Genomic DNA, 26,633 nt, shown 5'->3' with positions numbered 1-26,633 from the left:
AAAGTCTGCCGTCAAGGGTGTGAATAACTTTTTTGACGGCCGCCATACCTGACGCTGTGCATAACTTCGCGGCAATAACCGCGAAGCTGCACGAACCAAGGGCTGTGAATAACTTACTTTTTGCTGGCTTTGACCGGGCGTTTCCAGCCATCGATATTGCGCTGACGCGCCCGCGCCACAGCCAGTTGTTCGGCGGGCACGTTCTGGGTGATGGTCGAACCGGCGGCGGTGGTGGCGCCCGACGAGATATCCACAGGGGCGACCAGCGAGTTGTTCGAGCCGATGAACACGTCTTCGCCCAGTACCGTCTTGTGCTTGTTGGCGCCATCGTAGTTGCAGGTGATGGTCCCGGCACCGATATTGGTGCGCGCGCCGATCTCGGCGTCGCCCAGATAGGTCAGGTGACCGGCCTTGGCGCCCTCGCCCAGCTTGGCGTTCTTCAGCTCGACAAAGTTACCCACATGGGCGCGGGCATCCAGCACACTGCCCGGACGCAGGCGGGCGAACGGACCGGCATCGCTGCCCTCACCCAATACTGCACCTTCAATGTGGCTGTTGGCTTTGACGATCACCCCCTTGCGCAGGGTGCTGTCCTTGATGACGCAGTTCGGGCCGATGACCACATCGTCTTCAATGACTACGCTGCCTTCGAGAATCACGTTGATGTCGATCAGTACATCGCGGCCGACACTGACCTCACCACGCACATCAAAGCGCGCCGGGTCGCGCAGGGTCACGCCGGCAGCCATCAGACGACGGGCAGCGCGCAGCTGGTAGTGACGCTCCAGTTCCGAGAGCTGCTTGCGGTCATTGGCGCCCTGCACTTCCATCGGGTCAACCGGTTGTTCGGTGGCAACCACCAGGCCATCGTTGACCGCCATGGCGATCACGTCGGTCAGGTAGTACTCGCCCTGCGCATTGTTGTTGGACAGTCGGCCCAGCCAGTCGGCCAGGCGCTTGCCCGGTACAGCGAGAATGCCGGTGTTGCCTTCCTTGATCGCTTTCTGCGCTTCAGAGGCATCTTTGTGTTCGACGATGGCGCTGACCTGGCCCTGTTCGTTACGCACGATGCGGCCATAGCCGGTCGGGTCATCGAGGTTGACGGTCAGCAGACCCAGTTGCGCCGGGGTGACCTGCTTGAGCAGACGTTGCAGGGTTTCGACTTCGATCAGCGGTACGTCACCGTAGAGGATCAACACGGTTTCGGCGCTCAGCGCCGGCAGTGCCTGGGCCACGGCGTGGCCGGTGCCCAGTTGTTTGTCTTGCAGGACGAAATTCAGATCATCGGCGGCCAGGTGCTGACGTACCGCATCGGCGCCGTGGCCAATCACTACATGAATACCCTGCGGGGATAACTGTCGCGCGCTGTGGATAACGTGACCAAGCATGGAGTTGCCAGCTACCGGATGCAGCACCTTGGGCAGCGCCGAGCGCATGCGGGTGCCCTGGCCTGCGGCGAGAATGACGATATCGAGAGACATGAAGACTACCCATTGAGCGGAACCAGGCCGCAGAAAAACAAAAAGGGTAGCCGAGGCTACCCTTTTTTTTCAATCACACGTGAAGCACAGCGGTATCAACCACCGAACTTCTTGCGGATCTGCTGGACGGTACGCAGCTGGGCTGCGGCCTCGGCCAGACGAGCAGAAGCGGCACTGTAGTCGAAGTCCGCGCCTTTCTCGTTCAGCGCCTTCTCGGCCGCCTTGACGGCGTCCTGAGCAGAAGCCTCATCCAGGTCACCAGCACGTTGCACAGTATCGGCAAGCACCTTGACCATGTTCGGCTGCACTTCGAGGAAACCACCGGAGATGTAGAACACCTCACGGTCGCCGCCCTGCTTGGTCAGCGTGATCGGACCCGGCTTGAGATTGGTAATCAGCGGGGCGTGGCCTGGGGCGATACCAAGATCACCCAGGTTGCCGTGCGCAACTACCAGCTCGACCAGACCGGAGAAAATCTCTCCTTCCGCGCTGACGATATCGCAATGGACTGTAATAGCCATGTGCTTGCCTCAACCTGATTAGCGCCCCTTGCGGGGCGCCGGGATTACAGTTTCTTGGCTTTCTCGACCGCTTCTTCGATGCTGCCAACCATGTAGAACGCTTGTTCTGGCAGGCTGTCGTAGTCACCGTTGAGGATGCCTTTGAAGCCAGCAATGGTGTCTTTCAGGGAAACGTATTTGCCTGGAGAACCGGTGAAGACTTCAGCTACGAAGAACGGCTGGGACAGGAAGCGCTGGATCTTACGAGCACGCGATACCAGTTGCTTGTCGGTCTCGGACAGTTCGTCCATGCCCAGAATCGCAATGATGTCTTTGAGCTCTTTGTAGCGCTGCAGCACGTACTGAACGCCGCGAGCGGTCTCGTAGTGCTCGTTGCCGATCACGTTCGGGTCCAGCTGGCGCGAAGTCGAGTCCAGTGGATCGACCGCTGGGTAGATACCCAGGGAGGCGATGTCACGCGACAGTACGACGGTGGCGTCCAAGTGGGCGAAGGTGGTGGCTGGCGACGGGTCAGTCAGGTCGTCCGCAGGTACGTATACCGCCTGGATCGAAGTGATCGAGCCTTGCTTGGTGGAGGTAATACGCTCCTGCAGCACGCCCATCTCTTCAGCCAGAGTCGGCTGGTAACCTACTGCCGAAGGCATACGGCCCAGCAGTGCGGATACTTCGGTACCGGCCAGGGTGTAACGATAGATGTTGTCGACGAACAGCAGAACGTCGTTACCTTCGTCACGGAACTTCTCGGCCATGGTCAGGCCGGTCAGCGCAACGCGCAGACGGTTTCCTGGTGGCTCGTTCATCTGACCGTAGACCAGTGCTACTTTGTCGAGAACGTTGGAGTCCTTCATCTCGTGGTAGAAGTCGTTACCCTCACGAGTACGCTCACCCACACCGGCGAACACGGAATAACCGCTGTGCTCGATGGCGATGTTACGGATCAGTTCCATCATGTTTACGGTCTTGCCGACACCGGCACCACCGAACAGACCAACCTTACCACCCTTGGCGAACGGGCAAACCAGGTCGATAACCTTGATGCCTGTTTCCAGCAGGTCGTTGCCGCCTGCCTGTTCAGCGAACGAAGGAGCGGCGCGGTGGATACCCCAGCGCTCTTCTTCACCGATCGGGCCAGCTTCGTCGATCGGGTTGCCCAGAACGTCCATGATACGGCCCAGAGTCGCCTTGCCGACCGGAACAGCAATCGCTGCGCCAGTGTCGGTAACGCTCAGACCGCGCTTCAGACCTTCGGTCGAACCCATTGCAATGGTACGAACCACGCCGTCGCCCAGCTGCTGCTGAACTTCCAGGGTGGTTTCTGCGCCTTGAACCTGCAGCGCGTTGTAAACACTCGGTACGACGTCACGTGGGAATTCCACGTCGATGACGGCGCCGATGATTTGAACGATACGTCCGCTACTCATAGCTGGATCCTCTGAATATTTGAACCGTTAAACCGCGGCAGCGCCGCCGACGATTTCCGAGATCTCCTGGGTGATCGCAGCCTGACGTGCCTTGTTGTAGATCAGCTGGAGGTCGCTGATCAGGTCACCGGCGTTGTCTGTGGCGTTTTTCATGGCGATCATCCGGGCAGCTTGTTCAGCCGCATTGTTCTCGACCACCGCCTGGTAGACCTGCGACTCCACGTAACGGACCATCAAGCCGTCCAGCAGCTCTTTGGCGTCGGGTTCGTAGAGGTAGTCCCAGTGGTGCTTGAGTCCTTGATCCGGGGTTGCCACCAACGGTACCAGTTGCTCGACCGTCGGCTGTTGCGTCATGGTGTTGATGAACTTGTTCGACACCACGGACAGGCGATCGATACGACCGTCCAGGTAGGCATCCAGCATGACCTTGACGCTGCCGATCAGATCATTGATCGATGGCTCTTCGCCCAGGTGGCTGACCGCTGCAACGACGTTGCCGCCGAAGCTGCGGAAGAATGCCGCACCCTTGCTGCCGATCACGCACAGGTCGATTTCGACGCCCTGCCCGCGAGTGGCGTTCATGTCCTTGACCAGAGCCTTGAACAGGTTGGTGTTCAAGCCACCGCACAAACCACGGTCACTGCTCACAACGACATAGCCGGCACGCTTGACAGGGCGCTCGACCATGAACGGGTGACGATATTCCGGGTTGGCGTTGGCCAGATGACCAATCACCTGGCGGATACGCTCCGCATAAGGACGGCTAGCAGCCATGCGCAGTTGAGCCTTGCGCATTTTGCTGACCGCCACTTTTTCCATGGCGCTGGTAATTTTTTGCGTGCTTTTAATGCTCGCAATCTTACTGCGAATCTCTTTTGCGCCTGCCATGTATCACCTATCAGGTTAGCAAGCGGGGGCGTGAAGCCCCCGCCGCGGCTTACCAGGTCTGGGTGGCCTTGAACTTCTCGATACCGGACTTGATGCCAGCGTCGATTTCGTCGTTGAAATCACCCTTCACGTTGATCTTCGCCAACAGGTCGGCGTGATCGCGGTGGAAGTAGGCGATCAGAGCTTGTTCGAAGCTGCCGATCTTGGCGATTTCCACGTCGGTCAGGAAGCCACGCTCAGCGGCGTACAGCGACAGCGCCATGTCAGCGATCGACATTGGAGCGTATTGCTTCTGCTTCATCAGCTCGGTAACGCGCTGACCATGCTCAAGCTGCTTACGGGTGGCTTCGTCCAGGTCAGAAGCGAACTGGGCGAATGCTGCCAGTTCACGGTACTGAGCCAGAGCGGTACGGATACCACCGGAGAGCTTCTTGATGATCTTGGTCTGAGCGGCACCACCAACGCGGGATACCGAAACACCGGCGTTCACTGCCGGGCGGATGCCCGAGTTGAACATGGCCGATTCCAGGAAGATCTGACCGTCGGTGATGGAAATCACGTTGGTCGGAACGAACGCGGAAACGTCGCCAGCCTGGGTTTCGATGATCGGCAGAGCGGTCAGGGAACCGGTTTTGCCAGTCACTGCACCGTTGGTGAACTTCTCTACGTACTCTTCGGAAACGCGCGATGCACGCTCCAGCAGACGGGAGTGGAGATAGAACACGTCACCTGGGTACGCTTCACGTCCTGGTGGACGGCGCAGCAGCAGGGAGATCTGACGGTAAGCAACGGCTTGCTTGGACAGGTCATCGTAGACGATCAGGGCGTCTTCACCGCGGTCGCGGAAGAACTCACCCATGGTGCAACCAGCGTACGGAGCCAGGAACTGCAGTGCAGCCGATTCCGAAGCGCCAGCGGCGACGATGATGGTGTTGGCCAGTGCGCCGTTTTCTTCCAGCTTGCGAACCACGTTGGCGATGGTCGATTGCTTCTGACCAACCGCTACGTAGACGCAGAAGATGCCGCTGTCTTTCTGGTTGATGATGGCGTCGATCGCCATCGCGGTTTTACCGATCTGACGGTCACCGATGATCAGCTCACGCTGGCCACGGCCGACCGGGATCATGGCGTCAACCGACTTGTAGCCAGTCTGTACAGGCTGGTCTACCGACTTACGCCAGATCACGCCTGGAGCAACTTTCTCGACCGCGTCGGTCTCGGTGTTGTTCAGCGGACCTTTGCCGTCGATCGGGTTACCCAGTGCGTCGACAACGCGACCCAGCAGTTCCTTACCAACCGGAACTTCCAGGATGCGACCGGTGCACTTGGCACTCATGCCTTCAGCCAGAGTGGTGTACGCGCCCAGAACTACAGCACCTACGGAGTCTTGCTCCAGGTTCAGTGCCATACCGTAGACGCCGCCCGGGAACTCGATCATTTCGCCGTACATGACGTCGGCCAGACCGTGAATCCGCACGATACCGTCAGACACACTGACGACAGTGCCTTCGTTACGGGCTTGGGAGGACACATCGAGCTTTTCGATGCGGCCCTTGATGATTTCGCTAATTTCGGAAGGATTGAGTTGCTGCATTGCTCTGCTGCCCCTTCAAACTCAAGATTTCAGTGCTTCGGCCAGTTTCGCGATTTTGCCGCGAACCGAGCCATCGATTACCAGGTCACCGGCGCGGATTACGACGCCACCAATCAGGCTGGCATCCTCCGCAACGTGCAGTCGCACTTCCCGGCCAAGCCGAGCACTGAGAACCGTGGCGAGTTTGTCTTGCTGTTCTTGGTTCAATGCAAAAGCACTGGTGACTTCAGCGTCTACCGATTTTTCCTGTTCAGCCTTGTACAGCTCGAACAGGGCGGCAATCTCCGGCAACAGCGGGAGACGGTCGTTCTCGGCAATGACGTTAATGAAGTTCTGTGCCTTTTCATCAACCTTGTCGCCGCACACTTCAATAAAAGTGGCGGCCTTTTGTGCGCTCGTCAGTCGCGGGGCCTTGAGCAGGCGCTGCATGGTGTCATCTTGTGACACCGCAGCTGCCAGGCCGAGCATGGCTGACCAATTGGCCAGTTGCTGGTGGGCCTGAGCGTGCTCGAAGGCCGCCTTTGCGTAAGGTCGGGCCAACGTGGTCAGTTCTGCCATGATCGCCCTCGCTTAAATTTCAGCAGCCAGTTTATTGACCAGCTCTGCGTGCGCGTTTTGATCGATTGTGGAGCCCAGGATCTTCTCGGCGCCATTGACAGCCAGGCTACCCAGTTGGGCACGCAGGGCGTCTTTGACACTGTTCAGTTCTTGCTCGATCTCGGCCTGAGCCTGAGCCTTCACGCGGTCAGCTTCAACGCGAGCCTGTTCACGGGCTTCGTCGACGATCTGGTTACCGCGTTTCTTGGCCTGCTCAATGATCTCAGCTGCCTGAGCCTTGGCTTCGCGCAGTTGTTGACCCGCTTTTTCTTGGGCCAGCTCCAGGTCGCGAGCAGCTCGAGAGGCAGCGTCCAAGCCATCCGCAATCTTCTTCTGACGTTCGCGCAAGGCAGTGATGACCGGAGGCCACACATACTTCATGCAAAACAGTACAAAGATCGCGAACGCAATGCTCTGGCCAATCAAGGTTGCATTAATGTTCACGCCAACACCTCGCTGTTACGTTTTCCATCCCACCCATCAACTCGACAAGTCGAGTGATTAGCCAGCGAGTTGACCAACGAAGGGGTTCGCGAAGGTGAAGAACAGAGCGATACCAACACCGATCATGGTCACGGCGTCGAGCAGACCGGCAACGATGAACATTTTAACTTGCAGCATTGGCACCATTTCTGGCTGGCGAGCAGCGCCTTCCAGGAATTTGCCGCCCAGCAGGCCGAAGCCGATAGCAGTACCCAGAGCGCCCAGGCCGATCAGCAGAGCAACAGCGATAGCGGTAAGACCAACTACAGTTTCCATCTTTCCTCCCGACTTTTACGTCGTATTGGTTAGTTTTTAGATTGAAGCGTGAAACAGAATCGTTATTTACATCAGCCCTTGCGGGCACCCTCGCATCCTGGCCATTACAGCCGACGCGAGGGTCATCAGATACGCCGCGAGGCGATCTTAATGGTTATCTTCGTGAGCCATCGACAGATAGACGATGGTCAGCATCATGAAGATGAACGCTTGCAGGGTGATGATCAGGATGTGGAACACCGCCCATGCCCATTGCAGAACGACACCCAGACCGCTCAGCCACAGCAGGCCGGCGCCGAACATCACGGCAATGAGGATGAAGACCAGCTCGCCGGCGTACATGTTGCCGAACAGACGCAGTGCCAGCGAGATTGGCTTGGCGATCAGGGTCACGAACTCGAGCAGGAAGTTGACCGGAATCAGCAGCGCCTGAACGAAAACGTTCTTGCTGCTGAACGGGTGCAGGGTCAACTCGCCGATGAAGCCGCCGAAGCCCTTGATCTTGATGCTGTAGAAAATGATCAGCGCGAACACCGACAGGGCCATGCCCAGGGTCGCGTTCGGGTCGGTTGTAGGTACGGCACGGAAGAACAGGTGCTCGTCACCGGCAATTTTGGCGGCCAGAACCGGGATCCAGTCTACCGGTACCAGGTCGACGGCGTTCATCAGGAACACCCAGGCGAAGATGGTCAGTGCCAGAGGCGCGATCACGGCGCTACGACCGTGGAAGCTGTCTCTTACGCTGCCGTCGACGAACTCGACCAGCACTTCAACAAAGTTCTGCAGTGCACCAGGCTGGCCGGAAGTGGCCTTCTTGGCTGCCATACGGAAGATCAGTACGAAAAGGATGCCCAGAAGCACCGAAAACCCGAGGGTATCGACGTGGAAGGCCCAAAAGCCCATTTCCTTTGCTTCTGCTGCGGTGTGGGCAAAGCCCCAGCTGCCATCAGCGAGCTGACCGAAGGTCAAGTTCTGCAAGTGGTGCTGGATATAGCCCGAAGCGGTTTCTGCTGCCATGGTTGCCTCAAACGCCCTAAGGTCTGGAAAGTCTTGTTCTCATCAACAGGGGAGCGAACCAGTTGACCACCTGGATCAACATGAACACGCCGAATACAGCCAGCGGCGCCAAAGGCTTCACACCTGCGAACGTCAGTGCAAACAGCACTGCGGTCAAAATCAGTTTGCCCGCCTCGCCGGCGTAGAACGACCGGACGATGGCTTTGGCGGCTCGGGCTCCGGTAAACCGGAACGCCTTGTGAGCGAAATACATATTGGGCAGCCAAGCTATCAGGCCCCCACAAAGCCCCGAATACCCGGCTACGACTCCATTCCACTGCCACAGCGCCAAGGCAGCCAGTACAACGACGATCAATTGCGCCATCAGTACCGGGAAAACCGCAAGGCGGTGGAACGGCAGGCGGTCTGGCTTGCGTGATTCCATCGCTACAGCTCCTCGGTCGGCGGTCGCCATCATCGTTAACTTGGCATAATTTGTGCCGACAAAATGCGCGCAGAGTATAGGGGCGGTTCAGCCCCCGTTCAACTCCAAGGAGTCGATTTCCGACTACACGTTACAGGTCAATTGTTTCAGCGGATGTGAGCAAGAACGCCTTGCAGCTCATCGAGGGAGTTGTAGCGGATCACCAGTTGCCCCTTGCCCTTCTGCCCGTGGCGAATCTGCACCGCAGAGCCCAGCCGCTCTGCCAAGCGCTGCTCCAGCCGGCTGATGTCGGGGTCGGCCTTGGGGGGCTCGACAGGTTCAGGTTTATCACTCAGCCACTGCCTGACCAGTGCTTCGGTCTGGCGCACAGTGAGCCCGCGTGCGACAACGTGTCGCGCCCCTTCAACCTGACGATCATCAGGCAAACCGAGCAATGCACGGGCATGCCCCATTTCCAGATCACCATGCGAGAGCATGGTCTTGATCACCTCAGGCAAGGTAATCAGGCGTAACAGATTGGCCACACTGACCCGCGACTTGCCGACCGCATCGGCCACTTGCTGCTGAGTGAGCTGGAATTCCTGCTGCAGCCGCTGCAGGGCAATGGCTTCTTCGACCGGGTTGAGGTCTTCGCGCTGGATGTTCTCGATCAGCGCCATGGCAATGGCCGCTTCGTCAGGGACGTCACGGACCATGGCCGGAATGGTTTCGACCCCGGCCTGCTGGCTGGCACGCCAGCGGCGCTCACCGGCAATGATCTCGAAACGATCGTTACCGATCGGACGAATCACGATCGGTTGCATGACCCCTTGGTTGCGGATCGACTGCGCCAGCTCTTCGAGCGCCTGCGGGTCCATGTCGCGACGTGGCTGGTATTTGCCACGCTGGATCTTGTCCAGCGGCACATGTTGCAGCTCGTTCTGGTCGAGTTTGCTGGCCTGTTGCTCCAGCACAGTGACACTGGGCACGCTCGGGCTGCTCAACAGTGCATCCAGCCCGCGTCCGAGACCTCTTTTCTTGACGGCCATGGTTTCCTCAGGCTGGTTTGGCAGCTTTTGCACTGCGACGTTGACGACGGACCAGTTCACCGGCCAGGGCCAGGTAAGCCAGGGCACCACGCGATGACTTGTCGTAGGTGAGCACCGGCATGCCGAAACTCGGTGCCTCGGCCAGGCGGATGTTGCGTGGAATCACCGTGTCGTAGAGCTGATCGCCAAAGTGTTCCTTGAGCTGTGCGGAAACATCGTTGCTCAGGCTCAGGCGCGGGTCATACATGGTGCGCAACAACCCCTCGATCTTCAGCTGCGGATTGAGCAGCTCACCAATACGCTTGATGTTATCCACAAGGTCACTCAACCCTTCGAGCGCGAAGTATTCGCACTGCATGGGGATAATTACCCCGTCGGCTGCAACCAGGGCATTGAGGGTCAGCATCGACAGCGACGGCGGGCAGTCGATGAGAATGTAATCGTAGCTTTCACGGATCGGCGCCAGCGCATTGCGCAGACGGCTCTCCTTCATCTGCATTTCCAGCAGTACCACTTCGGCCGCCGTCAGGTCACGGTTGGCCGGCAGCAGTTGATAACCACCGTGTTCGGAGAACTGCATGGCCGCCGACAGATCGCATTCACCGATCAGCAGGTCGTACACCGAGTTTTCCAGGTTGTGTTTATCCACACCGCTACCCATGGTGGCGTTGCCCTGTGGATCGAGGTCGATCAACAGCACCCGACGCTTGGTGGCGACCAGCGACGCTGCGAGGTTGATGCAGGTGGTGGTTTTACCCACACCACCTTTCTGGTTCGCAATCGCGAATACCTTAGCCATTCTTGCTTGTGTTCCCAATCATGCCGTGCGGCGCAGTATCAGCAGATGGCGTTGGCCTTGGCAACCTGGAACGGCCAGGGCCTGTGCGCTATCGAGGCGAAAATCTGCTGGCAATGCTACCAGCTCATCGGTCGGATGCAGCCCTTTCATTGCCAGCCAGCGTGTATCCGTGTCACCCATGTGACGGGTCCAGCCGGTGAAATCTTCAAGACTGCTGAACGCCCGGGAAATGATACCGGTGAACGGCTCGGCAGGCTGATAGCTTTCGGCACGGCTGTGGATAACCTCAAGGTTATCCAGTTTCAATTCAAGTTTTACCTGGGTCTGGAAGCGGCTTTTCTTGCCATTGCTGTCCAGCAGCGCAACGCGGGTATCGGGAAACATGATCGCCAGCGGGATGCCGGGCATGCCACCACCGCTGCCCACATCCAGCCAGCGTTCGGCGTTGATCGACGTTGAGTCAACAAAGGGCAGTACGCTGAGGCTGTCGAGTAGATGCCGGGAAACCATCTCGTCCGGGTTGCGCACCGCGGTGAGATTGTAGGCCTTGTTCCATTTGATCAACAGGGCCAGGTACGCCAGCAGCTGGCTGTGCTGGGTTTCACTGAGCTCAATGCCCAATTGCCGGGCGCCTGTGGATAATTCCTCGGCATGTTGCGGTGTCACCATGGCACTCAAGCGCTTTGCTCCAACTCGCGGCCTGCACCGCGTTTTTTCAGGTGAATCATCAACAGCGAAATCGCCGCCGGTGTGACGCCGGGAATACGCGATGCCTGCCCAAGCGTCTCGGGACGAGTTATCCCCAGCTTGGATTGAATCTCTTTGGACAGCCCGGAAATGTTCGAATAGTCAATGTCGTGCGGCAGACGGGTATCTTCGCTGGCCCGCAGACGAGCGATTTCTTCCTGCTGACGCTCGATATAACCGGCGTACTTGGTCTGGATCTCGACCTGTTCGGCAGCCTGTGGATCGTTACAACCGGCGCCGGTCAGTTCTACCAGGCTGGCGTAGTCGATTTCCGGACGGGTCAGCAGGCTGAGCAGATTGTATTCGTGAGACAACGGTGTGCCGAATCGTTCAGCAATGGCATCCCCTTGCTCGGTGCCCGGACGAACCCAGGTGGTTTTCAGCCGTTGCTCTTCGCGTTCGATGCTTTCGCGCTTGGCGCAGAAGGCGGCCCAGCGGCTGTCGTCGATCAGGCCCAGTTCACGGCCTTTTTCGGTCAGGCGCAGATCGGCGTTGTCTTCGCGCAGAATCAGGCGGTACTCGGCCCGGGAGGTGAACATCCGGTACGGTTCCTGGGTTCCTAGGGTAATCAGGTCATCGACCAGTACACCGATGTACGCTTCATCGCGGCGCGGGCACCAGCTTGGTTTGCCCTGGGCGCGCAATGCGGCGTTGGTTCCGGCAAGCAGCCCTTGCGCACCGGCCTCTTCGTAACCGGTGGTGCCGTTGATCTGCCCGGCGAAGAACAACCCGCCGATGACTTTGGTTTCCAGGCTGTATTTCAGGTCGCGCGGATCGAAGTAGTCGTATTCGATGGCATAGCCAGGACGCACGATGTGTGCGTTTTCCATGCCACGAATCGAGCGCACCACCTGCAACTGCACATCGAACGGCAGCGAAGTGGAAATACCGTTCGGATACAGCTCATGGGTGGTCAGTCCTTCGGGCTCGATGAACACCTGATGGCTGTCCTTGTCGGCGAACCGGTGAATCTTGTCTTCGATCGATGGGCAGTAGCGCGGACCGATCCCTTCGATCATGCCCGAATACATCGGCGAGCGATCCAGGTTGGCGGCAATGATCTCGTGGGTCCGGGCGTTGGTGTGGGTAATCCAGCAACTGACCTGACGTGGATGCTGCTCCTTGTTGCCAAGAAACGACATCACCGGGATCGGCGTATCGCCCGGTTGCTCGCTCATTACCGAGAAATCGACCGAACGGCCATCGATTCGTGGCGGCGTACCGGTTTTCAGGCGACCAACGCGCAACGGCAATTCACGCAGGCGGTGAGCCAGGGCAATCGACGGCGGATCACCTGCCCGGCCGCCGGAATAATTCTGCATGCCAATGTGGATCAGGCCGCTCAGGAAGGTCCCGGTGGTCAACACGACAGAGTCGGCCATGAACCGCAGCCCCATCTGAGTGACAACGCCGCGCACCTGATCCTGTTCAACAATCAGGTCATCCGCCGATTGCTGGAATACCCACAGATTGGGCTGATTTTCGAGGGTTTCGCGGATCACTGCCTTGTACAAGGCGCGGTCAGCCTGAGCCCTTGTGGCACGTACGGCCGGGCCTTTGCGGCTGTTAAGCACACGAAACTGAATACCGGCCAGGTCGGTGGCCGTTGCCATCGCACCGCCGAGTGCATCGATTTCCTTAACCAGATGGCTTTTACCTATACCGCCAATGGCGGGGTTACAGCTCATATGACCAAGGGTGTCGACGTTGTGCGTCAACAGGAGGGTCTTGACGCCCATGCGTGCCGCAGCCAGTGCCGCTTCGGTACCGGCATGACCGCCACCGATGACGATCACTTCAAAACGGGAAGGGAAATCCACCACGCACCTCGTGCCTGTTGTGATGAGAAATAGGGAACTGACAAGTATAGAGACTTCCCGCCCTTCTATGAAACCCGGTGACCAAAAAATGACCAGCTGTGCTGACGAGACATGAGATTAAAAAAATAAAAAGAAAGAAAGTTTATAAAACCTTGTTTTTAATGCTTATGTTATGCACCGCCATTTCTGTGGATAAAGCTCTGTAGGCATTGTAATCCGTACTGTACAGAGGTTTTGAAGTCTGTGACCATGTGGCCTTGAGGGGCTTGGATAACCTGTTTGATCCTGTGGATTAAAGTGCTTCTTTTCCACAGGGGCAGTTTTCTTCAGGTTTCGAGCAGGCTTATCAACCGGGCTAAGGCCGACTTATTCACAGGGCTTATTTTGGCCTCTGGATAACAGATTGAGTTTTTCTCACGGGCAGGACGGAGTGGGCCATTGGGTGGCTGTGCATAAGCGCATTGGGGATAAACCTGCATTATCGGCTATTGTTCCACTGCCCTTCAGAGGCTAATAATAGCCATTATCATTAACCCTCTTGCTGATGCCCGCTTATGTCCTCTTCCATCCACATGGCTGCCGTCCGATTGATCTACGAACAGCATCACTCGTGGCTGTATGGCTGGCTCAAAGGCAGGCTTTCCAGCACCAGCGATGCCGCCGACCTGGCCCATGACACTTTTGTGCGGGTCTTGGCTGCACGCAATGCGGGGCAGATTCGTGAGTCTCGTGACTATCTGGCGACGATTGCCAGAGGCCTGGTGATCGACCGCTACCGGCGTCGGGCCATTGAACAGGCGTGGCTGGACAGCATGGCGGCAATGCCTGAGGTGCTGGTGGTCAGCGAAGAAGAGAAAGCGTTGATTATCGAAACACTGATGGCAGTGGATAAGGCGCTGGCCAGCCTGGGCGCTCGGACCCAGAAGATTTTCATGCTGACCCAGGTCGACGGGCTGACTTATCAACAAGCCGCCGATCAGTTGGGATTGTCGCTGACCTCGATCAAGAAACACATGGTCCGGGCGCTTACCGAGTGTTCGCTGGTCATGGCTGAGCTGTGATGGCCAAGGGCATGGATCGCAAGACTCTGGAAGCAGCGGCGACCTGGTATGTGCAGTTCCAGTCGCAACCGGCCACGGCAGAGCAGACCCTGGCCTGGCAGTGCTGGCTGGCCAGTGATCCTGCCCATCGGATGGCCTGGAATCAGATCGAACAATTGCAGCACAGCCTGGGGGTTATCCCCGGTGACATGACCCGTCGGGCGTTATCCACAACCCGTCAGCGCCGTCAGGTGTTGAAGCTGGTACTGCTGGCCTCGGCCACCGGTTATCTGGGCTGGAATACCCGTCAGCATCTGGACTATTGGGCCGATTACCGTACTGCAACGGGTGAGCAGCGACGTATCGAACTGGCCGATGGCAGTCAGATCTATCTCAATACCGATACCGCCATCGACGTGTATTTCGATCAACAGCAACGTTTGATTCATCTGCGCAGCGGCGAAATTCTGCTGCAGACCAGCAAACGTGGCGATCCGCGACCGCTGCGGGTACGCACTGCCCAGGGCCATGTGCAGGCCTTGGGGACCCGGTTTACCGTACGTCAGCTGTCAGGGTTGACCCATGTTGGTGTTCTGCAGGATCAGGTCAGCATTCATCCTGATGCCACTGTGGATAAACCGCTGATGCTCAAGGCTGGTGAAAGCACTGACTTTGACCGCCATGCCTGCCGTGCTGTGGATATCTACCGCGCCTCGGATGTGGCCTGGGTCGATAAACAACTGGTGGTGCTCAACGCCCGCTTGGGCGATGTGCTGGCCGAGCTTGGACGTTATCGCCAAGGCCTGCTGCGCTGCGACGAGCGTGCGGCGCTGCTGAGGGTTTCCGGCACCCTGCGTCTGGATGCCATTGATGCCGTGCTGGCCAATCTGCAAGCGACTTTGCCTATAGAAGTGCGCTACTTCACCCGCTACTTGATCACGGTGCGCCACACCACCTGAAAAAATTTCTGCAGCAGGTGATCTTTTTCGATTCTGGCCCGGCCCTTCCATTAATCGCGGTCACCGCGGACTATCGTCACTCTCAGGGTCATACGCATGCGCTTCGCTTCGATACCGTTTTATGGTCGTCAGTACTTGGGTCGCCACTGCTTCACCTACAGCCTGCTGCTGGGCGGTACGTTTGTTTATCCACTGCTCGCCAGTCAGGCCATGGCCGAAAGCACCGTACAACGCTTTGCAGTGGCCGCCGGGCCTGTGGATAACGCGCTGAGCCAGTTTGCCTCCCAGGCCAATGTGATTCTGTCGTTCTCGCCGACACAAACCGGTAACCGCCGTACCCAGGGACTGCAAGGTCAGTATTCGATCGAGCAAGGGTTTGCCCTGTTGCTGCAAGGTACCGGCTTGCAGGCCGTTGCTCAGGCGCCGGGCAGCTATGTGCTGCAAGCCATCCCGACCGGTGGCTCTGTGGTGTTGGCCGACACTGACGTGCATGGCACCGGGCTGAGCAGTTATGCACAGGACAGCGCCAGCGATACCGGCTACAAGGCACAGAACAGTCGCGCCGGGACCAAGACCAGTACGCCGTTGAGCGAAACGCCGCGCTCGGTGTCGGTGGTCACCCAGCAACGCATCAAAGACCAGAAAGCCCAGACCCTCACGGAAGTACTGGGCTATGTGCCAGGCATTTTCGCCCCGCCCTTCGCCGCCGGCGACAGCCTGGCCGGTGATCTGTTCTTCATTCGTGGCTTCAATGCCACCGACTACGGCTATGGGCTGTTACGCGATGGCTTGCGGGTGCAGGGCAATCGTTATGACACCACCACCGATACCTATGGGCTGGAGCGTGTGGAAATCTTCCGCGGGCCATCCTCGATCCTGTATGGCGAAAACGCCCCCGGCGGGCTGGTCAACCTGGTCAGCAAACGCCCGACCGCCACCCCACAGGGTGAAGTACAGCTCAGCTACGGCTCCAACAACCGCCGCCAGTTGGCTGTGGATATCTCCGGGCCGTTGAACGAGGCCGGCAATGTGCAGGGCCGCGTGGTGATGCTGGGGCGCAAGGCTGATACCCAGACCGACCATGTGCCGGATGATCGTATCTACATCGCCCCCTCCCTGACCCTGAATATTGACGACGCGACGCATCTGACGCTGCTCAGCCACTATCAGAAGGACCATACCAACATGGAGTTGGGGCTGCCGGCGGCTGGCACCCTGCTGCGCAACCCCAACGGCAAGCTCGACAAGGACACCATGCTGGGCGTACCAGGCTGGAACACCTTCGAGCGGGAAACCTGGAGTCTGGGTTACGAATTTATCCACAGCTTCAACGATGACTGGCAGTTCCGCCAGAATTCACGCTACCTGCAGTCGCGCATCACGCGTCATGAAACCTGGCCAGGCAGCCTGAACAACGGCGGCTACGGCACCCAGCTCAACGTTACCGCCTACGAGCGCTTCAACAAGTCCATGGTCTACTCGCTGGATAACCAGCTTGAGGGCAAATTCAGCACCGGTCCCGTGGACCATACGCTGCTGGTCGGCGCCAGCTACGATCGGACCTCGTTCAATCAGGACTGGAATGCCGGTGCCGCCGGGCAGATCAATATCTTCAACCCGGTCTACGCCCGTGACCCGGTAACCTCCATAGCCGTGCAGAACACCCTGCTCACCCAGCAGATGCAGGGCGTTTACACCCAGCTGCAGAGTACCTGGGACAACTGGATCTTTCTGCTGGGCGGCCGTCAGGACTGGGTTGAAAGCGACTTTCGCAACAAACTGGCTCCGGCTGGCGGGGTCAACGGCGATGACCGCAAGTTCACCTGGCAGGGCGGGCTGATGTACCGTTTCGACAACGGTCTGACCCCTTATGCGAGTTATTCCACAGCGTTCGTGCCGGTTCAGCAAATCTCCAATGGCGGTGCACCGCTGGACCCGATCACCAGTTCCCAAGTCGAGCTGGGGATAAAGTACGAGCCGGTTGGCTGGAACACGGCCATGACCGCATCGGTGTTCGACCTGCGCAAAGAAGACGATACTTGCCTGGATGCAAGCACCTCGACTTACCGGCAGGTGGGCGAAAGCCGCTCCAAAGGCGTGGAGCTGGAAATCAACAGTGATATCAGCCGCAACCTGAATCTCACCGCCTCGTACACCTACACCGATGCGCGCGTCACCAAAGACGCGCCAGGTTCGTTGATCGAAGGCCATCAGATGACCGGTGTACCTCGTAACCAGGCCTCGGCGTGGGCCAAATACCGCTTTCTCGAAGGCTCATTGCGCGGTGTGTCGGTGGGTGGTGGCGTGCGCTACTTTGACAGCACCTTCGCTTATACCCAGCCCGCACTGTATGGCCGCCTGAACGCCGGTGAAGTCACCCTGGTCGATGCCGCCATCGGCTACCAGATCGACCGCCATTGGTCGCTGGATCTGAATGCCCGCAACCTGTTCGACAAAGAGTACGTCTCGGGCTGTAACGATGCGGGTCGTTGCTACTGGGGCGACAGCCGCACATTGCTCGGTACGGTGTCTTATAACTGGTAACTGTGGATAACTGTCAGGCCGCCAGCCGGGCGCAAAGAAAGTCCACCAGGGCACCCACCTTAGGGGACAAATGCCGGCTGGCCGGCCACAGGATATGAAAGGTGCGGGTCTGCTGCAGGTAATCGGGCGGCACCCTGCACAGCCGACCGTCGGCCAATGGTTGTTGCACGGCAAAATCCTGCAGGCGTACCGGTACGGATCACCGCATCACAGCCTTCTTCAATGACATCGACGATCCGGTCGCTGAAATCCAGATCCAGTTCGATCTGTGGATAACAGGCCACGAAATCGCTCAATGTGGATAAGAACCTCGTTCCCAGCATCGGCAGGCTGATTCGCAGGCGGCCTTGAGGCTATGCAGTCGTCTGGCTTAGCTCCAGCAGCATCGCCCCTTCTGCGTTCAGGGCAATACCGCGGGTACTGCGATGAAACAGCCGTACGCCGAGTTTTTCCACAAGCCGGGCCACACTCTTGCCCACCGCAGAAGCGGAAAACCCAGCACACGGCCCGCAGCGACGAAACTGCGGGTTTCGGCCACCTGCACAAACACGCCAAAGCCGTTCAGGCTGTTCATTCAGCATCCTCGATTCAGGATCTATGGTCCTTAAAGATCAGGAATGTAGCGATATTTTTCTGCAATTGGCGATTTTTCAATCTCGGTGGTCAATAGCATTCAAGTTATCCACACGAGGTGCCAATCATGCGGATCATTACTGCCTTGTTGGCTTTGTTGCTGGCCATGCCGGTTTTTGCCGAGACCCCGACGCAAGACAAGCAGGTCTACATCGTCCACGGCTATGGCGCATCGCCTGACAGCCATTGGTTTGCCTGGCTCAAGCAGCGTTTGCAAAGTCAGGGCGTGAAGGTGTCGGTGCTCGATATGCCGAACTCCGCTGCTCCCCGGCCCGACCAATGGCAGCAGACCCTGCAACAGCAAGTTATCCACGCCGACCGCAATACCTGGTTCGTGACCCATAGCCTGGGAAGTATCGCGGTGCTGCGCTATCTGGCTGACCGCCAGGACTTATCCACAATTGGCGGCATCGTGCTGGTCTCTGGCTTCAATGAACATTTGTCGAATATCCCCGAACTGGACCCGTTCCTGCGTCCAGATCTGGACTACGCGAAGATCATCAGAGTTACCCACACGCGGATGGTGATCGCAGCCGCGAACGATGTCGTGGTGCCCGCGCCCTTCAGCCAGCGACTGGCCCGGCAGCTTGACGCGCAGTTTGTTCTTCTGCCGGAAGGTGGGCATTTTCTCAAGGACGATGGCTACAGTGAGTTTCCGGCATTGCTCAATGAGCTTGAGCGGCTGATGCGTCAGCAATGAGCGGGTGTTTGTAGGGTACGAGAAAGCTCGCGGCTGCAGCCCCCACCGTAGGAGCGGCTTCAGCCGCGAATAGCCACAGCGAGGATAAAATCCATTCCCATAAGCCGGTGTTTGACATGACTTGTGGATAACTTCTTAACGCTGTAGCGCGCTCTTGCCCAACTCGGTCAGGTAGTAGCGTTGCAGTCTGCTGAGCGGCTTGTTTGGTAAGGTCATGGCCACCAGACCCGCCTCCAGTGCCGGACGCAGATAGGCGTTGTGCACATGCTTTCTGTCTTTCAGGCCCAGAGCTGTCTGAATTTCAGCGCGGGTCAGTTCACCTTGAAGCACACCGAGCAGACGTTGAACTTCGTCCGTGACTTGGGGGGTGACTTGGGGGGTGACTTGGGGGGTGACTTGGGGGGTAGCCCCTTGCCACTCGGCTTCAGGACGCCAGATAACGGCACTGAACTGATTGCCGCGCGGGTCGTCGAGCAAGTCGATGCGCGGCCATTGTTGCAGTGCTCGTGCAATGCCGCTGCCCATGCCGCGATAAGGCAGCAGATGCGCTGCATGTTCTGTCAGGGTTGGATTACGACGATTGGTCCGCCCCTGAAGGATGGCTGTGACGTCGAGGCTGTCGGGTAAATGCCCAGGGCTGGCGATCTCGATGCGATCAGTGAAGATCATCAGCCGGATCGAGGCACTGGTGAAGTAATCACGATGGATCAAGGCGTTGACCAACAGTTCTTCCAGAGCAGCTTCAGGAATCTCCAGTTCACCTAGGGTATTGAAGCCACGGCCGCGTTGTACGTGGTGCAGGTTGCGGCGGATGAATGCAAAGCAGTCCCGGAACTGTTCGGCGAGCGTGCCGCCAATATCTTCGCTGTCCAGATACCGTGTGTCGGCCAGTTGGGTGCCTGGAAAGGCTACGGCCTTGATGCCGAACGCAGGGCGCCAACGTTGTGGATAACGCCCGAACAGCATCAGCCCGGCGAGATTCAACTCTTGGCCATCGCCGAGCCCGATATTCTGCAGCAACTGCTCCAGCGGCAGGCCAATCCACTCTTGTTGCTGGCCATAACGCCGATTGAAATAGGCCTGAAAGGCCTTTTCATCAATATCTACAGCGGATGTGTTCGTTACAGGCACTACATCGGCATACACCAACCCGGCGCGCTGGAACATGCGCTGCATTTCTTCTCGTGCCGTTACATGGCGTTTGTCCGAACCCTGCTTGACCCAGATGCGCCCCTGGTTATCCACATAAGGTTTGGCAAGGCCATCGGGCACCGTCACCACAATTACCAAGCCCTGGGCCGTCAGAACGTTCTCGGTCAAAGGATGGATCGGTGGGCGCACGTGCTGAGAAGCGGCGTTGCCCAGCAACTGATTCAAGCGGCGCACCGCTGAACCATCCAGGCCGGCCAGTGAGCCATCATCATTGACGCCCATGAACAACGTGCCACCGCCACTGTTGGCGAACGCTGCCAGCTCAGCGGCCATACTGTCTACGTTGCTCGCGTCGCGCTTGAACTGATGGCGGCTGTCTTCACCACAGGCCAGTCGTGACAGTAATTGGGCTTCGTTCATTGGCCGGCTCTCTACTCACTTACCAATACAGAAACTGGAAAAGATCCTGCCCAGCAATTCATCCGGACTGAACGCGCCGGTGATCTCGCCGAGTGCCTGCTGAGCCTGGCGCAGGTCCTCTGCGAGCAGTTCGCCGGCACCGGCCAGGGTCAGCTGTGCGTGGCCGTGTTCGAGCAGGCGACTGGCGCGATTCAATGCATCAATGTGGCGGCGGCGGGCGCTGAAGCTGCTTTCTGAGGTCTGTTGATAACCCATGCAGGCCTTGAGGTGTTCGCGCAGCAGATCCAGGCCTTCGCCGGCCGATTTGGCGCTCAGGCTGATAGTGACATGCCCGTCGTCACTGGTTTGCAGGCCGATCAGGTCGCCACTGAGATCGGCCTTGTTGCGAATCAGGGTGACCTTGGCCGGATCTGGGCGCTGTTCTAGAAACTCCGGCCACAGAGAAAACGGATCGGTGGCTTCCGGCGCCGTGGCATCGACGACCAGCAGGATGCGATCCGCTTCACCAATGGCCTTGAGGGCGCGCTGGACGCCAATCAGTTCGACCTGATCCTCGGTATCGCGCAACCCGGCGGTGTCGACCACGTGCAGCGGCATGCCGTCGATGTGGATATGTTCACGCAGCACATCGCGGGTGGTGCCGGCGATGTCGGTGACGATGGCCGCTTCTCGACCGGCCAATGCGTTGAGCAGGCTGGACTTGCCGGCGTTGGGGCGACCGGCGATGACCACGGTCATGCCGTCACGCAGCAAGGCGCCCTGCCCGGCCTCATGCAGGACTGTGGATAACATCGCAAGTACTGCATCAAGCTTGCCCAGCACCACGCCGTCAGCCAAGAAGTCGATTTCCTCTTCCGGGAAGTCGATCGCGGCCTCGACGTACATACGCAGGCCAATCAGCAACTCAGTCAGGTTATCCACACGTTGGGAAAAGGCGCCTTGCAGTGAGCGCAATGCGTTGCGTGCCGCCTGGGTCGAGCTGGCTTCGATCAGGTCAGCGATCGCCTCGGCCTGGGCCAGGTCGAGTTTGTCATTGAGAAAAGCCCGCTCGCTGAATTCACCGGGGCGGGCCAGACGGCAGCCCAGTTGCACGCAGCGTTGCAGCAGCATATCCAGCACCACCGGGCCGCCATGCCCTTGAAGTTCCAGAACATCTTCGCCGGTGAACGAGTTGGGCCCCGGGAAGTACAGGGCGATGCCCTCGTCGAGCACCTGGCCTTGTTCATCGGCAAAAGGCCCGTAGTGGGCGTAGCGCGGTTTGAGTTCGCGGCCGGTGATGGCTTGCGCGGCCTTGGCCGCCAACGGGCCGGAAATCCGCACAATGCCGACGCCTCCCCGTCCTTGCGCGGTGGCGATAGCAGCGATGGTTTCACGGGGGGCGTTCATGCGGACTCCTGAAAAACTGACAGATAGCAAAACGCCCCACGAGGGGGCGTCTTGTCAAACACGATCACAGGTTAGATCAAGCGGCGGCCTTCTTGGTAGCGGCCTCGATCTTACGCGTGATGTAAGCCTGCTGCATGATCGACAGGGTGTTGTTCACAACCCAGTACAGAACCAGACCAGCCGGGAACCACAGGAAGAAGAAGGTGAAGATGATTGGCATCATTTTCATCACCTTGGCCTGCATCGGATCCGGAGGCGTCGGGTTCAGACGCTGCTGGATAAACATGGTCGCGCCCATGATGATCGGCAGGATGAAGAACGGGTCTTTGATCGACAGGTCAGTGATCCAGAGGATCCATGGCGCCTGGCGCATCTCGACGCTTTCCAGCAGAACCCAGTACAGGGCCAGGAATACCGGCATCTGGACAAGAATCGGCAAGCATCCACCCAGCGGGTTGATCTTCTCTTTCTTGTACAGCTCCATCATCGCCTGGGACATCTTCTGGCGATCGTCACCGTATTGCTCTTTCAGCGCGGTCAGCTTCGGTGCCACGGCGCGCATGCGGGCCATGGATTTGTAGCTGGCGGCCGACAGCGGGAAGAAGAAGCCCTTGATGATCATGGTCAGGACGATGATCGACCAGCCCCAGTTACCCAGCAGGCTGTGGATATGTTGCAGCAACCAGAAGATCGGCTGGGCAATGAACCACAGGAAGCCGTAGTCGACAGTCAACTCCAGGCCTGGGGACAACTCTTTGAGCACCGCCTGGCTTTTCGGACCGGCATACAGCGTCGCGCCGGTTTCACCCTGGGTGCCAGGTGCTACGTTGAGCGCCGGGCTGGTGAAACCAATGATGTAGTTACCCTGGCTGTCCTTGCGGGTCTGCATGGCATTGTTGGCGTTATGGTCTGGAATCCAGGCCGTCACGAAGTAATGCTGCAGCCAGGCAACCCAGCCGCCCTGTACGTTTTCACGCACCTGGCCTTTGTCGATGTCCTTCATCGAGACCTTTTTGTAAGGTTCCGATGGGGTCCACAGGGCCGCCCCCAGATAAGTGGCAGTGCCGGTGGCAGTGGTCGACGATGGATCGGAGCTGGCGTCACGCTTGAGCTGGCCGTAGAGGTTACCGGTCCACGCCTGGGCGCTCTGGTTATCCACAACGTAGTTGACGTTGAGGTCGTACATGCCGCGCTCGAAGGTGAAGCGCTTGGTGTAGTTGACGCCGTTGTCGGAGAACTTCAGCTCGACGACCAGTTCTTTCTGGCCATCAGCCAGTTGATAACTTTTCTGTGTCGAAGTGTAAACAGGACGACCAATGGAGCGTGCATCCGGACCATTGGTGCCGGTCAGACCGCTTTGCGCGAGGAAAACCCGCTCATTGCCATTGTCGAACAGCTGGAAAGGAACATCCGGGCGGTCCTGACGGCGTGGGTACAGCGGCAGCCGCAACTGGACGACATCACCCCCGACCGGGTCGATGGCCACTTCGAGCACATCGGTCTTGATCTGAATCAGATCCTTGCTGACCACCGCCGGTGTTTCGACAGGTGCCGGAGCACTGCCTGGAGCGGTAGGAACGTCGGTGTTCGCGGGCGCATTGCTGGCCGCAGGTACATCGGCTGCACTATTGGTGCTGGCAGCAACAGTCTGGTTCGGCAGGGCAGCCTGGCCGTAGTCTTCGTTCCATTTCAGAACGCCGACGTAGGTCACGATTGCCAGGGCGCCGATCAGGATCGTGCGTTTAATATCCATGATTACTCGGCCATCGAAGAAGAACGGGGGTTGGAAACTGGTGGAACCGGGTCATAACCACCGGGGTTCCACGGATGACAGCGACCAAGACGTTTCAGGGTCAGCCATCCACCGCGCACAAGACCATGATTATCAATGGCTTCGTAGGCGTAGCAGGAGCAACTGGGGAAGAAACGACAGTGACTGGCCATCAAAGGACTGATGGCATAGCGGTAAAACTGGATCGGTACGAGTGCCAGCTTACGCATCTGGACTGTCTACCCTTGCAGGTTCGGTTTGGACTGGTGCAACAGGCCGGCTACGGGCCAGACGTTTCCAGAGTTTGCCGAAATGCTGGATCAATTCAGGGTTATCCAGGTCACCCATGCCTTTACGCGCGACGATCACGATATCCCAACCCACCAGATTGTGTTGGTGCAGGCGAAATGAGTCGCGAATCAGGCGCTTCAAACGGTTGCGCTGTACTGAGAGCTTGACGCTCTTCTTTCCGATCACAAGCCCTAGACGGGGATGATCCAGATCGTTGTCGCGTGCAAGGATCAGGAGATTTTTCCCCGGAACCTTGGCGGTTGGGGAGTCAAAGACTGCCTTGAAATGCCGGGGTGTAAGCAGACGCTTTTCCCGACTGAAGTCCTGACTCACCACCTGTGCCGCGGAAATCAGATAGCCAGACGCTTACGGCCTTTGGCGCGACGACGCGACAGGACTGCACGGCCGTTCTTGGTGGCCATACGGGCGCGGAAACCGTGGGTGCGGGCGCGCTTGATAGTGCTGGGTTGGAAAGTACGTTTCATGGCGTGTTACCTGGTTTGTGCACTGAAGGCCGGAATGGCCCCGTTTTTAGAGACCGGCGATTCTAGTGAAAGCCGGCGTGCAGGTCAATTTCCAACCAGCTTTTCCTTCTATCTGGTCATTTTCCTTTATTAGCCATGACCAGGATCATTCTGATCGCTTTGGTGAACCACTCAGCTATAGAAATAAAAGAGGACCTATATAAAGCTTTTTTGCAAAGCTTGTTAAGCTTAGTCAACGCCTTGTTTGTGGATAACTCATTACAGGCCACGTAAGTCATGATGTACAGCGATTCATAAGTCTGTCGAGAAACGGTGCTGTGACTGTGCTGCGAGTGCGCATAAGCTGTGTGTGAAAGCGCTTTTTATGCACAGCCAGGTTATACACAGGGCTCGACCCTGAGTTATGCAAAGAGCTGAATGGCAGTTATCCACAGAGCTTAGCCGGCACCGGTCGTCGGCTGATGTATGGCTCCGATGATCATTTCTTACGAAGCGGCAGCCACCTACATGTGGATAAGTCAGCGGCTGATCGTTACAATGGCGGCTGTTTTTGCCTCAGCGGCTTTCAACTCAGGGGATATCCGTGTCAGTGGAACTTTGGCAGCAGTGCGTGGAGCTTTTGCGCGATGAGCTGCCTGCCCAGCAATTCAATACCTGGATCCGTCCACTACAGGTCGAAGCCGAAGGCGACGAGCTGCGTGTCTATGCACCAAATCGCTTCGTACTTGACTGGGTCAACGAAAAGTACCTGGGGCGTCTGCTCGAGCTTCTCGGCGAGCGTGGTCAAGGCATGGCGCCTGCGCTTTCCTTATTAATAGGCAGCAAGCGCAGTTCGGCGCCCCGTGCGGCACCCAACGCGCCTTTGGCAGCGGCTGCTGCTGCCGCTGCTTCGCACAACGCCCAGGCGAGCGTCGACACGGCGGGCCATTCAGGATCTGCGTCGGTACAAGCCCCGGCACCTGTGGCAGCGCCCGCACCTGTGCAGGCCCCGCCACTCGATGGTCTTGATGAACCGTCGCGTGACAGTTTCGATCCGCTGGCCGGCGCCAACCCGCCACAGGCTCCGGTACGCACTGAACAGCGCACCGTGCAGGTCGAAGGCGCGCTCAAGCACACCAGCTACCTGAACCGCACCTTCACCTTCGAGAACTTCGTTGAAGGCAAGTCGAACCAGCTGGCGCGCGCTGCTGCCTGGCAAGTCGCCGATAATCCCAAGCACGGCTATAACCCGCTGTTCCTTTATGGTGGGGTCGGCCTGGGTAAGACTCACTTGATGCATGCGGTGGGCAACCACCTGCTGAAAAAGAATCCCAATGCCAAGGTTGTGTACCTGCATTCGGAGCGTTTCGTGGCCGACATGGTCAAGGCGCTGCAGCTCAATGCAATCAACGAGTTCAAGCGTTTCTATCGCTCGGTCGACGCATTGCTGATCGACGATATTCAGTTCTTCGCCCGCAAGGAGCGTTCCCAGGAAGAGTTTTTCCACACCTTCAACGCATTGCTTGAGGGTGGGCAGCAGGTGATTCTCACCAGCGACCGTTACCCCAAGGAAATTGAAGGGCTGGAAGAGCGGCTCAAGTCCCGTTTCGGCTGGGGTCTGACCGTCGCGGTCGAGCCGCCGGAACTGGAAACCCGGGTGGCGATCCTGATGAAGAAGGCCGATCAGGCCAAGGTCGACCTGCCGCATGATGCTGCGTTCTTCATTGCCCAGCGCATTCGTTCCAACGTTCGGGAACTCGAAGGCGCGCTCAAGCGCGTTATTGCGCACTCGCACTTCATGGGCCGCGACATCACCATCGAGCTGATCCGCGAGTCGCTGAAGGACCTGCTGGCGCTGCAAGACAAACTGGTCAGTGTGGATAACATCCAGCGCACTGTCGCCGAGTACTACAAGATCAAGATCTCTGATCTGTTGTCCAAGCGTCGTTCGCGCTCGGTGGCCCGACCACGGCAGGTGGCCATGGCGCTTTCCAAAGAGCTGACCAACCACAGCCTGCCCGAGATTGGCGACGTATTTGGCGGACGTGACCACACCACGGTGTTGCACGCCTGCCGCAAGATCAACGAACTCAAGGAATCCGACGCGGATATCCGCGAGGACTACAAGAACCTGCTGCGTACATTGACCACATGATGACGCCAGTGCTGTTTATCGA

26 protein-coding genes and 1 pseudogene are annotated in these 26,633 nt (G+C 58.2%); 5 read left to right on the top strand and 22 right to left on the bottom strand.

Annotated features, from left to right (window positions below; genetic code table 11):
* Positions 1-113: 113 nt before the first annotated feature.
* The 14 genes from glmU to mnmG form a co-directional block, all read right to left on the bottom strand.
* Positions 114-1,481, bottom strand: a complete 1,368-nt coding sequence (gene glmU, locus PSCI_RS08760) for a bifunctional UDP-N-acetylglucosamine diphosphorylase/glucosamine-1-phosphate N-acetyltransferase GlmU (protein ID WP_045485350.1) — start codon at positions 1,479-1,481, stop codon at positions 114-116.
* Positions 1,482-1,576: 95 nt separating this feature from the next.
* Positions 1,577-2,002, bottom strand: a complete 426-nt coding sequence (locus tag PSCI_RS08755) for a F0F1 ATP synthase subunit epsilon (protein ID WP_045485348.1) — start codon at positions 2,000-2,002, stop codon at positions 1,577-1,579.
* Between the two features lie 44 nt (positions 2,003-2,046).
* Positions 2,047-3,423, bottom strand: a complete 1,377-nt coding sequence (gene atpD / locus PSCI_RS08750; RefSeq protein WP_045485346.1) for a F0F1 ATP synthase subunit beta — start codon at positions 3,421-3,423, stop codon at positions 2,047-2,049.
* A 27-nt stretch (positions 3,424-3,450) separates the two neighbouring features.
* Positions 3,451-4,311: a F0F1 ATP synthase subunit gamma gene (atpG, locus tag PSCI_RS08745; protein ID WP_045485344.1), complete on the bottom strand. Its 861-nt coding sequence runs from the start codon at positions 4,309-4,311 to the stop codon at positions 3,451-3,453.
* Between the two features lie 49 nt (positions 4,312-4,360).
* A complete protein-coding gene (atpA, locus tag PSCI_RS08740) occupies positions 4,361-5,905 on the bottom strand; it encodes a F0F1 ATP synthase subunit alpha (RefSeq protein WP_045485342.1) in 1,545 nt (514 codons plus the stop codon).
* 21 nt (positions 5,906-5,926) lie between these two features.
* Complete coding sequence (locus PSCI_RS08735) at positions 5,927-6,463, bottom strand: F0F1 ATP synthase subunit delta (protein WP_045485340.1); 537 nt, start codon at positions 6,461-6,463, stop codon at positions 5,927-5,929.
* Between the two features lie 12 nt (positions 6,464-6,475).
* Positions 6,476-6,946 carry a F0F1 ATP synthase subunit B gene (locus PSCI_RS08730; protein WP_045485338.1) on the bottom strand — a complete coding sequence of 157 codons (471 nt, stop codon included), beginning with the start codon at positions 6,944-6,946 and terminating at the stop codon, positions 6,476-6,478.
* A 57-nt stretch (positions 6,947-7,003) separates the two neighbouring features.
* The gene (gene atpE / locus PSCI_RS08725; RefSeq protein WP_002555987.1) at positions 7,004-7,261 is read right to left on the bottom strand and encodes a F0F1 ATP synthase subunit C; all 258 of its coding nucleotides are present in this window, start codon (positions 7,259-7,261) and stop codon (positions 7,004-7,006) included.
* 147 nt (positions 7,262-7,408) lie between these two features.
* Complete coding sequence (gene atpB, locus PSCI_RS08720; RefSeq protein ID WP_045485336.1) at positions 7,409-8,278, bottom strand: F0F1 ATP synthase subunit A; 870 nt, start codon at positions 8,276-8,278, stop codon at positions 7,409-7,411.
* 16 nt (positions 8,279-8,294) lie between these two features.
* Positions 8,295-8,702 (bottom strand): F0F1 ATP synthase subunit I, encoded by a 408-nt coding sequence (locus PSCI_RS08715; protein WP_045485335.1) that lies wholly within the window; start codon positions 8,700-8,702, stop codon positions 8,295-8,297.
* 146 nt (positions 8,703-8,848) lie between these two features.
* Positions 8,849-9,730: a ParB/RepB/Spo0J family partition protein gene (locus PSCI_RS08710; protein ID WP_045485334.1), complete on the bottom strand. Its 882-nt coding sequence runs from the start codon at positions 9,728-9,730 to the stop codon at positions 8,849-8,851.
* 7 nt (positions 9,731-9,737) lie between these two features.
* Positions 9,738-10,529, bottom strand: a complete 792-nt coding sequence (locus tag PSCI_RS08705; RefSeq protein ID WP_045485333.1) for a ParA family protein — start codon at positions 10,527-10,529, stop codon at positions 9,738-9,740.
* 18 nt (positions 10,530-10,547) lie between these two features.
* The gene (gene rsmG, locus PSCI_RS08700; RefSeq protein ID WP_045485332.1) at positions 10,548-11,207 is read right to left on the bottom strand and encodes a 16S rRNA (guanine(527)-N(7))-methyltransferase RsmG; all 660 of its coding nucleotides are present in this window, start codon (positions 11,205-11,207) and stop codon (positions 10,548-10,550) included.
* The gene (gene mnmG, locus PSCI_RS08695; RefSeq protein ID WP_045494052.1) at positions 11,204-13,096 is read right to left on the bottom strand and encodes a tRNA uridine-5-carboxymethylaminomethyl(34) synthesis enzyme MnmG; all 1,893 of its coding nucleotides are present in this window, start codon (positions 13,094-13,096) and stop codon (positions 11,204-11,206) included. The genes rsmG and mnmG overlap by 4 nt, the downstream gene beginning before the upstream one ends.
* A gap of 554 nt (positions 13,097-13,650) precedes the next feature.
* On the opposite strand from mnmG, the gene PSCI_RS08690 reads away from it, so the two are divergent.
* The 3 genes from PSCI_RS08690 (at position 13,651) to PSCI_RS08680 (ending at position 17,639) form a co-directional block, all read left to right on the top strand.
* Positions 13,651-14,157, top strand: a complete 507-nt coding sequence (locus tag PSCI_RS08690; protein WP_045485331.1) for a sigma-70 family RNA polymerase sigma factor — start codon at positions 13,651-13,653, stop codon at positions 14,155-14,157.
* Entirely contained in the window at positions 14,157-15,095 is a 939-nt protein-coding gene (locus PSCI_RS08685) for a FecR domain-containing protein (protein ID WP_045485329.1), read from the top strand. The genes PSCI_RS08690 and PSCI_RS08685 overlap by 1 nt, the downstream gene beginning before the upstream one ends.
* Positions 15,096-15,191: 96 nt before the next feature.
* Complete coding sequence (locus tag PSCI_RS08680) at positions 15,192-17,639, top strand: TonB-dependent siderophore receptor (protein ID WP_045485327.1); 2,448 nt, start codon at positions 15,192-15,194, stop codon at positions 17,637-17,639.
* A gap of 13 nt (positions 17,640-17,652) precedes the next feature.
* On the opposite strand, the gene PSCI_RS30125 is transcribed toward PSCI_RS08680, so the two are convergent.
* Positions 17,653-17,808, bottom strand: coding sequence for a hypothetical protein (locus PSCI_RS30125; protein ID WP_373568445.1), 156 nt, complete (start codon positions 17,806-17,808; stop codon positions 17,653-17,655).
* A 13-nt stretch (positions 17,809-17,821) separates the two neighbouring features.
* Positions 17,822-18,213: pseudogene (locus PSCI_RS28510) on the bottom strand (LysR family transcriptional regulator); the annotation flags it as partial.
* A gap of 126 nt (positions 18,214-18,339) precedes the next feature.
* Between PSCI_RS28510 and PSCI_RS08670 the strand changes: the two are divergent.
* On the top strand, positions 18,340-18,972 hold the full coding sequence (locus PSCI_RS08670; RefSeq protein WP_197540945.1) for an RBBP9/YdeN family alpha/beta hydrolase: 633 nt from the start codon (positions 18,340-18,342) through the stop codon (positions 18,970-18,972).
* Positions 18,973-19,107: 135 nt separating this feature from the next.
* Here PSCI_RS08670 and PSCI_RS08665 read toward each other — a convergent pair whose 3' ends face one another.
* The 6 genes from PSCI_RS08665 to rpmH all read right to left on the bottom strand — a co-directional run bounded on the left by PSCI_RS08665 (position 19,108) and on the right by rpmH (position 24,477).
* Positions 19,108-20,544 carry a Fic family protein gene (locus PSCI_RS08665; protein ID WP_045485325.1) on the bottom strand — a complete coding sequence of 479 codons (1,437 nt, stop codon included), beginning with the start codon at positions 20,542-20,544 and terminating at the stop codon, positions 19,108-19,110.
* A gap of 15 nt (positions 20,545-20,559) precedes the next feature.
* Positions 20,560-21,930 (bottom strand): tRNA uridine-5-carboxymethylaminomethyl(34) synthesis GTPase MnmE, encoded by a 1,371-nt coding sequence (mnmE, locus tag PSCI_RS08660; RefSeq protein WP_045485324.1) that lies wholly within the window; start codon positions 21,928-21,930, stop codon positions 20,560-20,562.
* Positions 21,931-22,006: 76 nt separating this feature from the next.
* The gene (gene yidC, locus PSCI_RS08655) at positions 22,007-23,683 is read right to left on the bottom strand and encodes a membrane protein insertase YidC (protein WP_045485322.1); all 1,677 of its coding nucleotides are present in this window, start codon (positions 23,681-23,683) and stop codon (positions 22,007-22,009) included.
* 2 nt (positions 23,684-23,685) lie between these two features.
* Positions 23,686-23,931, bottom strand: coding sequence for a membrane protein insertion efficiency factor YidD (gene yidD, locus PSCI_RS28505; protein WP_084709900.1), 246 nt, complete (start codon positions 23,929-23,931; stop codon positions 23,686-23,688).
* The gene (gene rnpA, locus PSCI_RS08650; RefSeq protein WP_373568444.1) at positions 23,924-24,328 is read right to left on the bottom strand and encodes a ribonuclease P protein component; all 405 of its coding nucleotides are present in this window, start codon (positions 24,326-24,328) and stop codon (positions 23,924-23,926) included. The genes yidD and rnpA overlap by 8 nt, the downstream gene beginning before the upstream one ends.
* Before the next feature lie 14 nt (positions 24,329-24,342).
* On the bottom strand, positions 24,343-24,477 hold the full coding sequence (rpmH, locus tag PSCI_RS08645; protein ID WP_003253163.1) for a 50S ribosomal protein L34: 135 nt from the start codon (positions 24,475-24,477) through the stop codon (positions 24,343-24,345).
* A 583-nt stretch (positions 24,478-25,060) separates the two neighbouring features.
* On the opposite strand from rpmH, the gene dnaA reads away from it, so the two are divergent.
* A complete protein-coding gene (gene dnaA / locus PSCI_RS08640; protein ID WP_045485315.1) occupies positions 25,061-26,611 on the top strand; it encodes a chromosomal replication initiator protein DnaA in 1,551 nt (516 codons plus the stop codon).
* Positions 26,612-26,633 lie beyond the last annotated feature (22 nt).

The organism is Pseudomonas sp. StFLB209, from assembly GCF_000829415.1.
Taxonomy (GTDB): domain Bacteria; phylum Pseudomonadota; class Gammaproteobacteria; order Pseudomonadales; family Pseudomonadaceae; genus Aquipseudomonas.
Note: the sequence above shows the minus strand (reverse complement) of the source record. Positions and strands in the feature narration are given on the sequence as shown.

Coding starts and splice junctions, on each gene's coding strand:
- glmU (WP_045485350.1), bottom strand. CDS start 1,481: ATGTCTCTCGATATCGTCATTCTCGCCGCAGGCCAGGGCACCCGCATG.
- PSCI_RS08715 (WP_045485335.1), bottom strand. CDS start 8,702: ATGGAATCACGCAAGCCAGACCGCCTGCCGTTCCACCGCCTTGCGGTT.
- PSCI_RS08710 (WP_045485334.1), bottom strand. CDS start 9,730: ATGGCCGTCAAGAAAAGAGGTCTCGGACGCGGGCTGGATGCACTGTTG.
- PSCI_RS08755 (WP_045485348.1), bottom strand. CDS start 2,002: ATGGCTATTACAGTCCATTGCGATATCGTCAGCGCGGAAGGAGAGATT.
- atpD (WP_045485346.1), bottom strand. CDS start 3,423: ATGAGTAGCGGACGTATCGTTCAAATCATCGGCGCCGTCATCGACGTG.
- PSCI_RS08705 (WP_045485333.1), bottom strand. CDS start 10,529: ATGGCTAAGGTATTCGCGATTGCGAACCAGAAAGGTGGTGTGGGTAAA.
- atpE (WP_002555987.1), bottom strand. CDS start 7,261: ATGGAAACTGTAGTTGGTCTTACCGCTATCGCTGTTGCTCTGCTGATC.
- PSCI_RS08685 (WP_045485329.1), top strand. CDS start 14,157: ATGGCCAAGGGCATGGATCGCAAGACTCTGGAAGCAGCGGCGACCTGG.
- PSCI_RS08665 (WP_045485325.1), bottom strand. CDS start 20,544: ATGAACGAAGCCCAATTACTGTCACGACTGGCCTGTGGTGAAGACAGC.
- yidD (WP_084709900.1), bottom strand. CDS start 23,931: ATGCGTAAGCTGGCACTCGTACCGATCCAGTTTTACCGCTATGCCATC.
- yidC (WP_045485322.1), bottom strand. CDS start 23,683: ATGGATATTAAACGCACGATCCTGATCGGCGCCCTGGCAATCGTGACC.
- mnmE (WP_045485324.1), bottom strand. CDS start 21,930: ATGAACGCCCCCCGTGAAACCATCGCTGCTATCGCCACCGCGCAAGGA.
- atpB (WP_045485336.1), bottom strand. CDS start 8,278: ATGGCAGCAGAAACCGCTTCGGGCTATATCCAGCACCACTTGCAGAAC.
- atpG (WP_045485344.1), bottom strand. CDS start 4,311: ATGGCAGGCGCAAAAGAGATTCGCAGTAAGATTGCGAGCATTAAAAGC.
- PSCI_RS08670 (WP_197540945.1), top strand. CDS start 18,340: ATGCGGATCATTACTGCCTTGTTGGCTTTGTTGCTGGCCATGCCGGTT.
- rpmH (WP_003253163.1), bottom strand. CDS start 24,477: ATGAAACGTACTTTCCAACCCAGCACTATCAAGCGCGCCCGCACCCAC.
- PSCI_RS08690 (WP_045485331.1), top strand. CDS start 13,651: ATGTCCTCTTCCATCCACATGGCTGCCGTCCGATTGATCTACGAACAG.
- PSCI_RS08735 (WP_045485340.1), bottom strand. CDS start 6,463: ATGGCAGAACTGACCACGTTGGCCCGACCTTACGCAAAGGCGGCCTTC.
- PSCI_RS08680 (WP_045485327.1), top strand. CDS start 15,192: ATGCGCTTCGCTTCGATACCGTTTTATGGTCGTCAGTACTTGGGTCGC.
- atpA (WP_045485342.1), bottom strand. CDS start 5,905: ATGCAGCAACTCAATCCTTCCGAAATTAGCGAAATCATCAAGGGCCGC.